A 15,124-nucleotide genomic window follows, 5' to 3' on the forward strand; every position below is an offset into this window, starting at 1 on the left:
GGCAGCGGGCCCGCGCCGCTCAGTGCTTGAGGTAGGTTCGCTCCAGGTAGTCGAGCCCGTCGGAGATCTTCTGCCGCTGGGCGCCGTTCGCCGAGCTGGCCTCCCCGCGGTACCGGTCCAGCATCTTGTACGCCGTCTCCACCTGGGCGTCCTGGAGCTTTCCTGCGACCGAGAGGTCGGAAATCCTGCCCTCCAGCGTGGAGATGCGCCGCTGCAGCGCATCCGCGCCGGGCGCGCCCTCCGAAAGTGAGCGCGACTCCCGGGAGGCCGATTCCCTGGCCTCGGAGTCCCTGACGCGAGCACTCCCGCGGGAGGTGCGGGATTCGGTCCGGGCCGAGGCCGAGGACGGCGTGGCACGCGCCGCGAGCGCCTCGCCCCGGGCAGCCGACGGCGCCGCGCTTCCGGCCTCGTCCGCCGAGGGGGCTGCCTGCTTCGCGGTGGTGGCGCTCGAGCCGCTCGCGATGGCGCCAGATGCCGCGACCGAGCCAGTCGCGCTGTCGGGCGCGGCGTTCGCGATGGCGCCAGGTGCCGCGACCGAGCCATTCGCGCTGCCGGGGGCCGCGTTCGCGACGGCGCCAGGGGCGATGCTCGGTCCGCCCGTGGTGCCGGGTGCGGTGTTGGCGATGGCGCCGGCCGCGGCGCCATTCGCGGTGCCCGCGCCGGCCAGCAGGGCGGGCGTCGGGCCTCCTCCGGAGCCACGGTTGAGGAGGGCCACGCCACCGCCCAGCAGCACCACGGCGGCGCCGATGGCCGCGGCCACGGGCACCATGCTCCGGCGTCCCGACGCGGGCACTCCGGCGGCGCGCAGCTCCTGCGACGTCAGCTCCGCGCTCAGCTCCGGCGGCACCGGCACCGGCGTGGTGGGCCGGCGCGAGTCCACGTCATCCTTCGGCTTCGGCTTCTCGACGGGCGCGAGCGCGTTGGGGTTGGAGCGCGTGGAGGACCGGAGGGTGCGGCGCAGCTTGTGGAGTTGCTGGCGCAGCGCGTCCGCCGAGCCGGGGCGCGTCTCCGGGTCCTTCGTGAGCATCTGCAGGATGAAGGCGTCCAGCGCGGGAGGCAGGTCGGAGACGAACTCCGACGGCCGCGGCGGGCGCTCCTGCACGTGCTTGATGAGCAGGTCCACCGGCGAGCTGCCGATGAAGGGCAGCCGGCCCGTCACCATCTCGAAGGTGACGACGCCCAGCGCGTAGAGGTCGGTCATCGGACCCACCGCGTGACCCTGGGCCTGCTCCGGCGCCATGTACTCCGGCGTGCCCACCACCATGTCCGTGCGCGTCTGCGCGCTGCGGGAGTTGGGCGCCGGGCCGCGCTTGGCGAGGCCGAAGTCCAGCACCTTCACGTAGCGCGAGCCGTCCGGCTGGCGCACGAGGAAGATGTTGCTGGGCTTGAGGTCCCGGTGCACCACGCCCGCGCCGTGAGCCGCGGCCAGCGCGGCGAGCACCTCGTCGAGGATGGACAGGACCTCCTGCACCGGCAGCCGGTTCCTCTCCGCCAGCACCGCGTCGAGCGCCTGGCCGTCCAGGAACTCCATGACGATGTACTGCCGCCCGTCCGGTACCTCCCCGAAGCCGAAGATGTCGATGATGCCGCGGTGGCGGATGGCGTTGACCGCGCGGGCCTCCGCCAGCAGTCGCTCCACCTGCTCGGGGGTTCGGTCCAGTTCCGGGCGCAGCACCTTCACCGCCACGCGCTTGCCGATGAGCGGCTGGATGCCCTCGTACACCAGGCCCATGCCACCCACGCCTACGCGCGTGCGCAGCTCGTACTCACCCAGCCGCATGCCGATGAGCGGGTCCCTCGGGGTGGTGTCCATGGGCCGGGCGTCCGCCGCGTGCACCACGACCTTGGGCTCCTCCATCACGGGGGCCGGCGTGGGCACGTGGAACGACGCCAGCACCACCGTCCCGTCGCGCGGGCACACGGCGGTGTCGGGAGGAACGGAAAGACCGCAGGTCTCGCAGATCAGCTCGGATGCCATCTCAACCAGGAGAAGCAGCGTAGCAGGTTGAAACCCGTGACGCGATGTGCCGGGCCCGGCGGCCGAGCGAGCGGTCAGGCACCGCACGCCGGGTCGCCCTGACATGCCCCCCAACGTCGGACAGCACACGCAGGACCCTACGGGAAGGTGCAGTTCTCCGTCTGGCGTCGCTCGCCCGGCGTGCCGCGGTTGCCGGTGCTGAACCCACCCGCGCCGCCGTCGGCCAGGGTGTAGGTGACGCTGCCTGCCTCCAGCGTCACGTCCGCCTGCGGCCCGCACCACACGCCCACGGAGGGGCCGCCGCCACCGCCGCCGCCCGGCCCGCCCGTGCCGCCGGCGCCACCCCTGCCGCCGTTGCCGCCGTTGCCGCCCGTGGTGGAGTACAGGACGGGCACCTCCTGCACGTCGTACACGCCGCCGTCGCCTCCGCCTCCGCCCGTGCCACCGCTGCCGCCCGGACCGCCGGGACCGCCAGCGCCACCCCGGCCGCCGCCGCGCGTGCGCAGCTCGGTGCCCGCGCCCACCGTGACCTGGGAGTCGACGAGCAGCAGCGCGATGGACGCGCCGCCACCGCCACCGCCCTGCCCACCCGTGCCGCCGCAGCCGCCACCACCGCCGCCGCCGCCCGCGCCGCTGGCCGCCACGGTCCGGGTCGTCCCGGTACACGTCCCGCCGCTACCACCGCCGCCACCGCCCTCACCGGGCAGGCCGGCGTCGCCGGGGCCACCCTGTTGGTTGGCCTGCCACGTCCCACCCACCACGTCCAGCATGCCCAGGCCCGCGCCCGGGGGGCCGGTCGGGCCGTCGTCGCCGACGGTGCCCGGCATTCCGTTGCCACCGACGAAGCCGTTGCAGTTGCAGCGCAGCGTCCCCGCGCAGTTCACCCCGAAGGTTCCCGCCAGGCCGCCATCGCCTCCGCCCGCATCGGGCCGGCCCATCTCGCCCGGGTTGCCGTCCTTGCGGTTGAACACCCCGTCTCCGCCCGCGCCGCCAGAGCGGTCATCGCTCGCGCAGGCGCTCAGCGGGGCCTGCCCGCCCGCGCCCGTGCTGGTCCCCGTCGCCGAGGCGCCGCCGTTGCCATCCTGGCCTCCCTGTCCCACCGTGCCGGAGCCGCCGTCCGCACCGGGGGCGCCCAGGCCGGCCTCGAGGGTGACGTGGCGCAGCGCCACGCCCGACGCACCCAGCATGCGCAGCGCGATGGAGGGCGCTCCGGGCTGCACCGCGTCCGTGGAGCTCACGTACACGTACTCCAGCCGGGTGCCCGCGTCCGTCAGGCCCCGCACCGTCAGCCCCACCGTGCCGCCGCTCAGCCGGGCGGCGCGGTTGTCCGCGCGCCTCCACCCGTTCGTGTCCCGGATGTAGCCGCCGTGCAGTGACACCGGCAGGTCCAGCTCCAGCCCGGGCTCGTTGTACGCGCCGCCCGCCAGGTACAGACGCACCGGGCCGCCGCCGTCCGCCACGCGCAGCACCTCCAGCGCGTGCGCCACGGTGCGCAGCGGCGACTCGCGCGTGCCCGCGCCCTGCTCGTCGTTCCCGTTCTCCGGGTCGATGAAGAAGCCCGCGTCGGCCTGGCCGTCCACGCCGTCGCAGTCGGTGTCCGCGAAGCTGTCGTCCGGCAGGTCCGCGGCGTCGGCGGGCGTGCAGCCCGCGTCGAAGCCGGCATCGCCCGCGTCACCGGCGTCACCCGCGTCGGGGCCGACGCCCTCCGGCTCGCAGCGCCCGTCCTGGATGCACTGCTCCGTGGCCTTGTCGAAGTCGTAGCACCCGCCCGTGGCGAACACCGCCGCGAGCGCCGCGCCAGTAGCGCCGAGCGTCCAGGTCTTCCGCATGGGTATCCTCGAATTCACGGCAGCGTCCCGGACAGGCCCACCATGCCCCCACCGGGGACCATGGCGGCCGAGGGCTGCACCTTCGCTTCCCCGTCACCGGGCAGCAGGAACATCACCACGCCCGCGCCAATGGCCGCCGCGCCCAGCCCGAAGGCCACGCGGCTCAGCGTCTGCGCCCTGCGGCCATCCTTCGCCACCGCGTCCGGGTCGGCGACGGTGGGCCCCGAGGTGCCGCCATTGTTCAGCGTGTCGTACTTGTCGCCGGCCTGGAGGTAGAAGAGCGTCCCCACGCCGGCCAGCGCCACGCCCCCCGCGGCGGGCAGCCACGCCCAGCGGCGCAGCGGGTAGGCGCGCGGCGCGGGCTCCTTCGCGGTGGCGACTTCCGGAGGCTGCACGGCAGGCGTTGCCGGCTGCGTCTCCGCGGGCTTCTTCTCGGGAGGCTTCGTCTCCGAGGGACGGGCGCCCACGGGCGGCGGGACGTCCTGCATGGAGGGCACGGACGAGGCGCCGCGCAGCGCGATGCGCGTGCGGGGCACCACCACGTCCAGGGCCTTGGTGAGCGCGTCGAGGAGCTGGTCCTCGTTGACGCCGGGGATGAGGTGCTCGGTGATGAGGCTGCCGTCCGCGGCCTTGTACACGCGGGCGCCGGTACGGTAGCCGCTGACGAACTGGCCCAGCTCCGCCACGAGGACGACCTCGGCCTTGCCCGCCGCGCCGAGCGAGCGCAGGCAGGCGGGCTCGGTGCGGTTGCAGCGCAGCAGGGCGCGGCGCCGCGAGGAGGTCATCGTCCGGGTGACGTCCTCGACGCGCACCACCTTCAGCCCTCGGGACTTGAGCTGCTCGGCGACGTGCTCCTGGGCGAACTCGATGACGTGGGGCGGGGCGCCCGAGGCGTCAGGCGGAGCGACCATCACGGTGATGGGCGCCTGGGGGGACGCGGCAGGCGCTGGGGCGGCCAGGGTGAGCGCGACGAGCAGGGAGATCCACACGGCGGCCACTTTCCCCCTGACACGCGCTCCTCGCAAGGTCGGGAATCGCCGCTGGCGCCCGTGGTGAGGGCGCGCGCTCCACGGACAGCGCGGTGGGAGAACAGCCCACCGACCCGGGCACGAGCCCCGTGGGGCCGAATCGGGAGCGACCCGGGGCTACGCGCGCGCAGGGGCCGCCGTCTGGAATCAGCGCCGGGGCGGCTCGGGTGTTCGGAGGAGATGCCGTCCGGAATCAGCGCCGGGGCCGCTCGGGAGCGGGGCGGATCTGCGTCTTCTCGGAGCCGCCGCTGCGCTCCGCGGAGCCCGCTGTCGCGTCCTCTTCCTCGTCGTCGTCCTGCGCGTGCGACGGAGCCGAGGGCGGAGGCCTGCGCGCGGGCATGGGCGGGCGGACGCCGGAGACGGCGTTGGGCACGGGCCTCGCGGACGGCGTGGCGGGCGGGGGCCGGCGCGCGGGCATGGGGCGCGAGCTTCCCGCCTCGGTGAGCAGCTCCGCGTCCACCTCCACGTTGGACTCGGACACCGGCGCGGCGTGGGTGTCCTCGGGCGGGCCGGCGAAGGGGTTGCGCGTGGGCGGCGGCGTCTTGTCGTCATCGCCCATGCTCGACGGCGGCGGGGGCGGGCGCGGCGCGGGCTTCATCCCGGCGGGAGGCGTGGGCGCGGCGGGCTTCGCGCCGACGGGCTCGGACGGGCGCAGGCGCGGGGCGGGAGGCGGAGCGGGGTGGTTGGCCGGCACCTGCACCTGCACGGGTGCCGGCGCGGGCGCGGGCGCGGCGGGCTTGCCACCCTTCGCGTCGCGAGCCTCCTGCCGGAGCTTCTGCTCGAAGGCGGCCCACTCCTCCTTGAAGTGCGAGGGGTCCGGTCGTCCCTCCTCGCGGTGCTTCAGCGAGGGTGCCCAGCGCACCTGGTAGGCCTCGCCGACATGGAAGGTGGGCGGCGGCGGCAGGCCATAGGTGGTCGGGTCGAAGAAGGACTCGTCCAGGTCCGGGAAGCCGTACGCGCGCGCCTTGGAGACGAAGTTGGGGATGATGCCGGTGGGCGCGTGGTAGCCGAGGATGTGGTCGTCCTCGTCCTTGGCCACGGGCGTGAAGACGAAGATGTCCTGGGTGCGGTAGTCGCCCTTCTCGTTGAGGGGGAGCACCTCGGAGAGGGCAATCGTCTTGCGGCTGCCGTCGTGCAGGCGCTCGCAGCAGATGACGAAGTTGATGGCGCTGGCCACCTGGGCGCGCACCGCCACCATGGGCAGTTCCACGCCGGACATGAGGCACAGCGACTCGATGCGCCGCAGCGTGTCCGTGGGCGTGTTCGCGTGCGTCGTGGCCAGCGAGCCGCCGTGGCCGGTGTTCATGGCCTGCATGAGGTGGAAGGCCTCGCCGCCGCGCACTTCGCCGACGACGATGCGGTCCGGACGCAGACGCAGGGCGGAGTGCAGCAAGTCACCCATGTCCACGCCGCCCTTGCCGAACTTGTCGGGCGGCCGGCTCTCGAAGGCGACGACGTGCGACTGGTTGAGCTGGAGCTCGGCCGAGTCCTCGATGGTGAGGATGCGCTCCTCGTCGGGGATGAGGGAGGAGACGATGTTGAGCAGCGTCGTCTTGCCGGAGCCCGTGCCGCCCGCCACCAGCATGTTGAGCTTGGTGGCGATGCCCGCCTCGATGAGCCGCGCCATGGGCTGGTTGAGCGAGCCGAACTTCAGGAGCGACTGGATGCTCAGCTTCTCCTTGAAGAACTTGCGGATGGAGATGGTGGTGCCCATGCGAGCGATGGGCGGAATCACCACGTGGATGCGGCTGCCATCCGGCAGGCGTGCGTCCAGGCGGGGGCGCTCATCCGTCAGGGGGCGACCGACGAACTGGGCCATGTTTCGCGCGGCGCCGAGGAGACCTTCTTCCGTGAAGGTGGCATCGGTGCGCGTGAGCTTGCCCTTGCGCTCAATCCAGATGTCCGTCGGACCGTTGATCATGATCTCCGACACCGACTCGTCGTCCAGGTAGGAGAGGACGGGCTTGAGGAAGGCGCGGAGTGACTCGGTGTACATCGTCATGGCGTCCCCTAGGCTAGCGCGCCTGGCCGGTGGGCCCCAAGAACCCACCCTGCCTGCCCGGCTGCCGTCCGTCTTGGCGGAGACCCTCCACCCCCACGGAGCCGCTCCGGGAGGCCCGGTCCACCCGGGTCGTAATCGCCGTCCCCCTTCGCCGCGAAAGCATTGGGCCTACGCGGGGGGTAGGTGCTTCAATGCCCTCACCCCAGGATGGGGAGAGAGGGAAGCCATGCTGGCGGACAGGTTGCCCGAGGACTGGAAGCACGAACTGCGCGCGGCGCTCGCATCGCCGTCGTTCCTGGAGCTGGAGCGCTTCGTCGCGGAGGAGCGGAAGTCAGCCACCGTCTTCCCGTCGGAGGAGGACCTCTTCTCCGCGTTCCGGCTGACGCCGTACCGGGACGTGAAGGTGCTGCTGCTGGGGCAGGACCCGTACCACGGGCCGGGACAGGCGCACGGGCTGGCCTTCTCGGTGCAGCCCGGGGTGCCGCCGCCGCCCTCGCTGGTGAACATCTTCAAGGAGCTGGAGAGCGACGTGAAGGTGCCGCGCCCCAAGGACGGCTCGCTGATTCCCTGGGCGAAGCAGGGTGTGCTGCTGCTCAACGCGGTGCTGACGGTGCGGCAGGCCGAGCCCAACAGCCACGCGGGCCACGGCTGGGAGGACTTCACGGACGCGGTCATCCGCGCGGTGAGCGCGAAGCAGGACCCGGTGGTGTTCCTGCTGTGGGGCCGCTACGCGCAGAAGAAGAAGAAGCTCATCGACGCGAAGCGGCATGTGGTGATGGAGGGCACGCACCCCTCGCCGCTGTCCGCGAGCAACGGCTTCTTCGGCAGCCGCCCCTTCTCGAAGGTGAACGAGGCGCTGGAGGCGAAGGGCCGCCCGCCGGTGGACTGGAAGCTCTCCGCCTGAGGTGGCGGGTGACTCGGGGCCCTGGAAAATGGGGGCCCTGTCACGCTTTGGAGGCACGTGCCTAATGCGGGGGAGGGCGGCGGGCGGGGGCGGCGAGGCTGCCAGGGCAGGCTGAAGAGGCGGACACGGACGTGGACTCCGCGGCGCGACAGGCGTTGCAGCAGTGGATGGTGAGGCTCGCCGGGGGCGACCGGAGTGCGTTTGCTCCGGCCTTCGGGGTGCTGCACCCGCTCGTGGCGCGCTTCTGTGCGCGGCTGTTGCCGGATGGGGCGGACGCGGAGGACGCAGCGCAGGCGGCGCTGCTGAAGGTGTTCACCCGCGCGTCGGACTTCGATGCCACGAGAGACGCCCTGCCCTGGGTGCTGTCCCTGGCGGCGTACGAGTGCCGCACATACCGCAAGGCGCGGCAGCGGCGGCGCGAGGATGCGCCCCCGGACGAGGACTTCGCCGACGCGGCGGAAGGGCCGGAGGCGCGGCTCGCGGGGGCGCAGCTGGCCGAGGCACTGCGGGACGTGCTGGAGGACTTGAAGCCGGAGGACGCGGCCACGCTCGCCGCGGCCATGGGAGAGGCGGAGCGTCCGGCGGTGCCGCCGGCCACCTTCCGCAAGCGGGTGGAGCGGGCCATGACGCGGCTGAGGGCCGCCTGGAGGACGAGACATGGAGTCGAGTGAGCTCGCCCGCCGCGCGAGGTGGGCGTACGAGAAGGGCCGGCTGCTGCGGGCGCTGCCGCTCGGCGGCTACGGCGTGGTGCTGGTGCTGTGCGCGGTGGCGCTGCGCTCCAACGTGGGCCCGGGGACGCTGATGCTGGGCGCTTTGTTCACGGCGCTGCTCATCGGGTACGGCTGGTGGGGCGGGGTGCTGGGACGCGCGGTGGTGCCGGGCGTGCTGGGCGGGGTGATGCCGTTGTTGGTGCCTCCGCTGGTGGTGGCCTCCGGGCACGTGTGTGCCTCGGGCTGCCGGGCCTTCTGCCTCTGGGCGTGCGTGGGCGGTGGTGTATTGGCCGGCGTCCTCATCACCCGCGCGGCACCGGTGGAAGGGCGCGCCCGCTTCGTGTTCGCGGCTGGGGTGCTGGCCACGCTGTGCGGCGCGCTCACCTGTGTTCTCTACGGCGCGTCCGGAGTCATCGGCGTGGGCCTGGGCCTGGTGCTCGCGTCCACCCCGGCGCTGGTGCTGCGCCGGGCCTGAGCCGTCGTATCGCCACGGGACTCATGCTGCGTCGGGCCCGATGCCCTTGCTGCCATCGGGCTCGTACCGCGTCGCGCCTGCGCCGCCGTCCTTCCTGAAGCCCTGAACCACCACACTCGCGCCCGTGGCCTCTCACCGAGGACGCGGGACGCACGGGAGAGCAATGTCCACCGTCGCATCCCTCGCGCTGCTCGCTTCGTTGTCCACCGCGCCCACCGCGCCGCGCATCTTCGCCGCCGACGTCGTGTCCACCGCGCACGAGGAGTTCGGCGCCGCCTTCTCGCCGGACGGCAACACCGTCTACTTCAACCGCGCGGACCCCACGCGCTACACCTTCCAGCTCATCATGGTGAGCCACTTCCGGGGCGGGCGCTGGACGAAGCCGGAGGTGGCGCCCTTCTCCGGCCGTTGGAGGGACATCGACCCCGCACTCTCACCGGACGGCCGGCGGCTCTTCTTCGCGTCCAACCGGCCCGTGAAGGAAGGCGAGCCGGTGCGCAAGGACTTCGACGTCTGGATGGTGGAGCGCGAGGGCTCGGGCTGGAGCACACCACGCCACGTGCCCGAGGTCAGCACGGACGACACGGAGACGAACACCTCCGTCACCGCGAACGGCACGCTCTACCTCACGCGCATGCCGTCATCACCCGGAGGCAAGCGCGCCATCCACCGCTACCCGTGGAAGGACGGCCACTACGGCCCCGGCGAGAAGCTGCCCGCGCCCATCAACACGGAGCACGGAGCAGGCAACCATTTCATCGCCCCCGACGAGCGCTATCTCCTCTTCAGCTCGGAGGCCCGGCCGGGCAGCCTGGGGACGTATGACCTCTGGGTGTCCTTCCGCGAGGGCACGAACTGGAGCACGCCGCGCAACCTGGGCGCGGCCGTCAACCTGGGCGACGTACTGACACCGGTGGTGGTACCGGCGCGCGGAGTGCTCGTGTACGCGTCACGCCTGCCCTTCCAGGTGGAGTCGCGCGCCACGCCGTACACCACCGAGGAGTTCGACGCTCGCCTGCGCGCTCCAGGCAACGGCCAGGGAGACCTGTACGAAGTCGCCCTCTCCGCGGTGGGACTCGCCGCGGACACCGCCGCTTCGCGCTGAGTGAAAAGCACGGCACGGTGGCCGTGCGCACGGTGGGGTCCGCGAGGCCCGGCCACTTGATACGGTGCGCCGCGACATGACCGCCGCCTTCCTCGCCGCCACCTCGCCCGAGCCGCTCTCCCCTGGGCGCTACCGCATCCACTTCTCCGCGCCCTGGTACCAGGGACGCGGTGCCTTCGGAGGCGTGGTGGCGGGCGCGGCGCTGCGTGCGCTGGAGCACCACGTGGGCGCGGCGGGGAGGCCGGTGCGCTCGCTCACCGCGCATTTCTGCGCGCCCGCCGTGGAGGGCGAGGCGGAAATCCAGACGCGCATCGAGCGCGCGGGGAAGCTCGTCACGCACGCCACGGCGCGGGTGGAGAACGCATCGGGCGTGGTGTGCGTGGCCAGCGCCACCTTCGGCGCGGCGCGCGGCGGGACGATGGAGTACTTCGAGGTGCCTCGTCCGGAGGTGCCTCCGCCGCACGACGTGCCGGTGGTGCCGGACGACGTGCCCATGCCGACCTTCTGTCAGTTCTTCGAGTACCGCTTCTGCATCGGCGGGGCGCCGTACTCGGGCGGGCCCGTGGCGGAGACGGGCGGCTGGATTCGCCCTCGCGAGCACCTGCTTCTGGACGCGCCGCTGTGCGTGGGGCTGATGGATGCGTACCCGCCGTCGGCGCTCACGCGCGTGGACGGCTTCCAGGCGGCCGCGACGGTGGACCTCCGGGTGGACTTCTTCCACGCGCTGCCGCGCCCGGGCCTGCGCGAGGACGCGCACTTCCTGCGCACCGGCCGCTCGCGCCAGGCCGCGGGAGGCTACGCGGAAGACTCCCAGCAGCTTTGGACCGAGGACGGTCAGTTGCTGGCGCAGTGCCACCAGCTCTTCGCGCTGCTTGGCTGATTTGAGAATCTGCTCTCCATCGCGCGAAGCAGGAGCGGCCGACAGCGAGGCGGAAATGACGGACAGCACGGGGCACCTGGAACACGACGCGCTGCTCACGGCCATTGGCCGGGCGCTCGGCAGCGACGTGCCGTACCCGGAAGCACCAGGGACTCCGGGAGACGCCCTCCACCTCGGGACGATGAAGCTGCTGCCGGTGGGCACGAGCCGCGAGGTGCTCGGCGGCGCGGTGGACGCGGCAACCGGGCGCGTGGCCTGGGTCGAGCAGCGGACCGGCGAACCCCAGGGCGGCTACGTGCCGGTGAGCATCGACGTCCACTTTGCCTGGGAGGGACATCTCCGCGGGCAGGTGGAGGTGCCCACCTACAACCCGTACTTCGGCTGCCGCGTGGGCTTCATGCGCTGGTATGGCGATGCGCTGGTCGTCATCTACCGCGAGAAGCACCGGACGCTCGCGCTGCGGCTGCACCCTCCCGCCGAGGCTCTGACGCTGGCGACGCTCGAGGACACGTGGGCCTTCGACGAGGACACGGTGTACTTCGTCTCGCAGCACCCCGGGCTGTTGGAGGGCCGGCTGCTGCCGTCCTTGGAGCAGGCTCTGCCACTCCCGGTGCCGGAGCACCCGAGGAGCGTCCAGTTCTGGCGGCACGCCCCGGGAGCGCTGGCGCTGGCGCCCTGGCCGCCGATGAACCACGGGGAGACACGAGACGCGTACCAGCACCGGCTGAGGAAGGTCCGCGAGTCCGCGCGCCTCGTTCCGCTGCCACCCCGGCAGTCGCGTGCCTTCTCGCCCCGGCCGGAGCGGCTCTGGGCCCGGCTGGACGCGCTGCTCGCGAGCACCGCGCCGCCGCCGCTCGGCGTGGACGTGCTGGTGGGCGCGGTGGCCACGGCCTTCTGGCGGGACGAGCGACCGCTCGCGACGGGCTATGCCTCGGAAGGCGGGCGCGGCAGCAGCCCGAGGTTCCTGCCGGTGTACTGGTACCAGCACTTGCGAGCGGGCGGCCGCGCGGTGGAAGCGGAGGCCTGGCTGCACTGGCTGGAGCGGATCTCCGGGATGCCGGACGTGGACGCGACGCCATGGGCTCGCGGCCATGACGTGGAGGAGGCCGCTGCACGCACGGCGCTCGTGTACCTGAGAGCACGCGCGCCGGTGCTGGCCGAAGCCTGCCGCACGGGCCGGCTTCCCGAAGGAGAGTATTGCTACATCTTCACGACTCCCGACAGGACCCGGCGGCTGGAGCAGGACGCGCATCAACCTGCCGGCTTCCGTGAGGTGCTTCGCCAGGTGGTGGCGAGCAGACCGAAGTCCCTGTCCGAGTCCGACTGACGCCCGGCGGGTGCGTCAGGCCGCCGCGGTGCCGAGCTGCTTGACGAGCAGCCGTATCAGCTCGACGGGCTGAATCGGCTTGGGCAGCAGCTCCGCGCCGTAGCGGATGGCGACGGGGAGGATGTCGTCCAGCTCCTCGTGCCCGGTGAGGAAGATGAACGGCACGTGGCAGTTCTGCAGCTCGCGCATGGCCGTCAGCACGTCGGCGCCCGTCATCCCCGGCATGTTGTAGTCGCAGAGGATGGCGGAGACGTCCATCACACTCGTTTTGAACGCCTCTTCCGGCGTCTGCATGGTGACGACCCGATAGCCCGCGCTCTGGAGGATGTCCCTCACCATCGTGAGCACGAAGAGGTCATCGTCGATTACGAGCACGGTCAGCATCGCGGGGTTCTCCGGAAGAGCACGTCCATCCTAGCCGAGCCCCGGGGCGCTGCCGACAGGGGCCCCCCACTCACCGCGTCGGGCCGGGTCCGGACGGCCCCCCGCTCGGCGCTGGAGAGGGGATGAGCACCAGGTCCTCCTGCGGTGGGATGAGGTACTCCGCGCCCGTGGCCGTGACGACGGCCATCTCCTCCACGGAGACGATGCGCATCAGGTCCGGCCCGCCGTCCTTCCACGCGAAGAACCCGTCGAAGGCGAACACCTGCCCGGGGCGGACCACGCGCGCCGCCTGGCCCTTCGCGGGCTGGTCCTTCTGCGCCCCCGAGAGCGCCGGGCCCACGTCATGCGCCCAGTAGCCCACGGGGTGGCCGGTGCCCCACATGACGGGCTCGGAGCCGGCCTCGCGCATCCAGTCGCGCTGGGCCTTGTCCACGTCCCAGCCGCGCGCGCCGGGCTTCAGCGCCGCCAGGGCGGTGCGGCTGCCCTTCTTGCCCTTCTCCCATTTCTCCAGCGCCTCCTTCGGGGGCTTCGTCTCGCCCGGGGCCAGCACGTACGCGAAGCGCTGGATGTCCGTCACCCACCGGCCGCCCACGCGGATGCCGAAGTCCGTCTGGATGAAGTCCCCGGGCTGAATCACGCGCTCGGTGGCGTGCGAGTGGCCCCGCGTGGGCCCGCTCTGCACGTTGGGGTTCTGGTCCGCCGCCCACGCGTCCCCCACGCCCGATTCCGCCATGCGCCGCCTGAGGAAGCGAGCCACATCCACGTCACGCGTCCTGCCCGGCACCACCGCGCGGTACGCCTCCACCTCCAGCTGCGACGTCAGCGCGGCGGCCTTGCGGAGGATGTCCACCTCCTCGGGGAGCTTCACGGAGAGCCACTCGGAGACGAGGTCCTCGGAGGACACCAGCTTCTTTCGCAGCGCGGGCGACAGCGCCTTCTCCAGCGCCGCGCGCTGCGACGCGGACAGCCCGTCCGCCACCGTCACGTTGTCGGACGAGTTCACCGCGATGCGCGCGGGCTTCGCCGCCACCAGTCGCGCGGCCACCTGCGCGTAGAGGTCCGTCCCGCGCTCCAGCGGCACGACTTCGTCCAGGGGGCCCACGTCCTTGAGCGCCGTGGCCTCGCCCGCCGGAGACAGGGCGAGCGAGCGCACCCCGTCGCCCTGCCGGAAGAACAGGAAGGCAGCGGTGCCGCCCGCGTTCTCACAGCCCACGTGGTCGGCCAGCGGGTCGTTGTCGTTCTCCCGGCAGAGGAGCACCCAGGCGTCCACGTTGGCGCGGGCCATGGCCTGGGGCAGCAGCTTCTGGATGCGCTCCTTGCGGATGCGGGGCCATGCGTCTGAAGACACGTTCGGAGGTGCGATGTCTGCGCCACCGGCGGCGCTCGCGAGCGGGGCCCAGAGGCAGGCGGAGGAGAGCAGGGCGGAGAGCACCACGGGCCGTGCACGCGTCATGCGGTGGAAGGTCCTTTCGGGAGGAGGGCGCCCCCATCTTCCCCGAGGTCGCCCGCGCGGGGCACGGCCCCGGCGTGAAGTCGTGTGGCGCGAGTGCGAAGAAGTGTTCCGGGAGCCCCGGAGTGGCCGGGTGATGCAAGCGCGAGCGCCGTGGCTCGTTTAAGGTGGAGACATGGCCAAGAGCTCCTCCCGCAAGTCCCCGGCGAAGGCGAAGAAGTCCGCGGCCCGCGCCGCCCCCGCGAAGGCGAAGAAGCCCGCCGCCCCGGCGAAGACGCCCACTCCGCGCCAGGCTACGGCCCCCGCGCCAAAGTCCGAGCCGCGCCCGCCCGTGCTGGAGGCGGAGCCCGTTCTCGACACCGAGCCCGTTGGCGGGCCCCAGAAGGCCCTGCCGTCGGGAGAGCCCGCGGGGGGCCGCGTCCTGCCCTTCGAAATCGACCCGAAGCGCATGGAGGAGGGGTTGCGCAAGCTCCAGGGCGAGATGGTCCACTGGGCCAACAAGGGCCGCTACACCCGGGTGCGCTTCAAGTTCCGCGGCAAGCAGCTGCTGCCGGACCTGCCGCTGGCCGCCGTGGTGGCCGCGGAGGGACTCACCTTCTACTGGGGCGGAATCCTCCGCATGCTCATCGCCAACGTGGTGGGCGGCAGCGTCTTCCAGGTGGAGCTGGTCAACGACGCGGAGAAGCGCGTGCAGGCCGGCAAGGAGGCGCTCTTGTCGGGTGACGTGGACCAGGCGCTCGTGCTCTTCCGCGAGGCCGTGTCCATGGACCGCGACCTGGCCTCCGCGCACCTCAACGTGGGCGTGGCGCTGAAGCTCAAGGGCGACCGCGAGGGCGCGCTGGAGGCCTTCGAGAAGGCAAGGGAAAAGGACCCGGAAGGCGCCATCGGCACCGAGGCCGAACGGCTGGCCGCCCCCCTGCGGCCCCAGGGCTCCGCGCGCTCCGCCTGAGCCGTTTCCGGGCCTGATTTTCGGGGCTGAAAACCGCGCTCCCAAGCGTTCAAAACGGGGCGCCGGAAGGCCCTTTCCAGACCCCATTTCCAACCATCCGGGC

13 protein-coding genes are annotated in these 15,124 nt (G+C 72.6%); 7 read left to right on the top strand and 6 right to left on the bottom strand.

The genetic code is table 11. The features are described 5' to 3' along the window. Positions 1–19: 19 nt before the first annotated feature. From G4D86_RS04095 to G4D86_RS04110, 4 genes are all read right to left on the bottom strand, one after another. Entirely contained in the window at positions 20–1,978 is a 1,959-nt protein-coding gene (locus tag G4D86_RS04095; RefSeq protein WP_240360031.1) for a protein kinase domain-containing protein, read from the bottom strand. Positions 1,979–2,115: 137 nt separating this feature from the next. Continuing rightward, complete coding sequence (locus tag G4D86_RS53705) at positions 2,116–3,807, bottom strand: hypothetical protein (protein ID WP_275899094.1); 1,692 nt, start codon at positions 3,805–3,807, stop codon at positions 2,116–2,118. 14 nt (positions 3,808–3,821) lie between these two features. Beyond that, the gene (locus G4D86_RS04105; protein ID WP_205519453.1) at positions 3,822–4,796 is read right to left on the bottom strand and encodes a hypothetical protein; all 975 of its coding nucleotides are present in this window, start codon (positions 4,794–4,796) and stop codon (positions 3,822–3,824) included. 232 nt (positions 4,797–5,028) lie between these two features. After that, positions 5,029–6,837, bottom strand: a complete 1,809-nt coding sequence (locus G4D86_RS04110) for a TadA family conjugal transfer-associated ATPase (protein ID WP_163989592.1) — start codon at positions 6,835–6,837, stop codon at positions 5,029–5,031. A gap of 226 nt (positions 6,838–7,063) precedes the next feature. Here G4D86_RS04110 and ung point away from each other — a divergent pair, with 226 nt between their 5' ends. The 6 genes from ung to G4D86_RS04140 all read left to right on the top strand — a co-directional run bounded on the left by ung (position 7,064) and on the right by G4D86_RS04140 (position 12,238). Then, positions 7,064–7,741, top strand: coding sequence for a uracil-DNA glycosylase (gene ung, locus G4D86_RS04115; RefSeq protein ID WP_163989595.1), 678 nt, complete (start codon positions 7,064–7,066; stop codon positions 7,739–7,741). Positions 7,742–7,872: 131 nt separating this feature from the next. After that, the gene (locus G4D86_RS04120) at positions 7,873–8,412 is read left to right on the top strand and encodes an RNA polymerase sigma factor (RefSeq protein WP_240360032.1); all 540 of its coding nucleotides are present in this window, start codon (positions 7,873–7,875) and stop codon (positions 8,410–8,412) included. After that, a complete protein-coding gene (locus G4D86_RS04125; RefSeq protein WP_163989596.1) occupies positions 8,399–8,926 on the top strand; it encodes a hypothetical protein in 528 nt (175 codons plus the stop codon). Before G4D86_RS04120 ends, G4D86_RS04125 begins: the two co-directional genes overlap by 14 nt. 163 nt (positions 8,927–9,089) lie before the next feature. After that, on the top strand, positions 9,090–10,031 hold the full coding sequence (locus G4D86_RS04130) for a TolB family protein (protein ID WP_163989599.1): 942 nt from the start codon (positions 9,090–9,092) through the stop codon (positions 10,029–10,031). 76 nt (positions 10,032–10,107) lie between these two features. Then, entirely contained in the window at positions 10,108–10,911 is an 804-nt protein-coding gene (locus G4D86_RS04135) for an acyl-CoA thioesterase (RefSeq protein WP_163989601.1), read from the top strand. Positions 10,912–10,966: 55 nt separating this feature from the next. After that, positions 10,967–12,238 (top strand): hypothetical protein, encoded by a 1,272-nt coding sequence (locus G4D86_RS04140; RefSeq protein ID WP_163989603.1) that lies wholly within the window; start codon positions 10,967–10,969, stop codon positions 12,236–12,238. Positions 12,239–12,253: 15 nt separating this feature from the next. On the opposite strand, the gene G4D86_RS04145 is transcribed toward G4D86_RS04140, so the two are convergent. Both G4D86_RS04145 and G4D86_RS04150 read right to left on the bottom strand, forming a co-directional pair. Continuing rightward, the gene (locus tag G4D86_RS04145) at positions 12,254–12,622 is read right to left on the bottom strand and encodes a response regulator (RefSeq protein ID WP_163989605.1); all 369 of its coding nucleotides are present in this window, start codon (positions 12,620–12,622) and stop codon (positions 12,254–12,256) included. Between the two features lie 70 nt (positions 12,623–12,692). Beyond that, positions 12,693–14,075 carry a M24 family metallopeptidase gene (locus G4D86_RS04150; protein ID WP_163989608.1) on the bottom strand — a complete coding sequence of 461 codons (1,383 nt, stop codon included), beginning with the start codon at positions 14,073–14,075 and terminating at the stop codon, positions 12,693–12,695. A gap of 172 nt (positions 14,076–14,247) precedes the next feature. Here G4D86_RS04150 and G4D86_RS04155 point away from each other — a divergent pair, with 172 nt between their 5' ends. Then, the gene (locus G4D86_RS04155; RefSeq protein ID WP_163989610.1) at positions 14,248–15,021 is read left to right on the top strand and encodes a tetratricopeptide repeat protein; all 774 of its coding nucleotides are present in this window, start codon (positions 14,248–14,250) and stop codon (positions 15,019–15,021) included. Positions 15,022–15,124 lie beyond the last annotated feature (103 nt).

The sequence above is a fragment of the Pyxidicoccus caerfyrddinensis genome, from assembly GCF_010894405.1.
GTDB classification, from domain to species: domain Bacteria; phylum Myxococcota; class Myxococcia; order Myxococcales; family Myxococcaceae; genus Myxococcus; species Myxococcus caerfyrddinensis.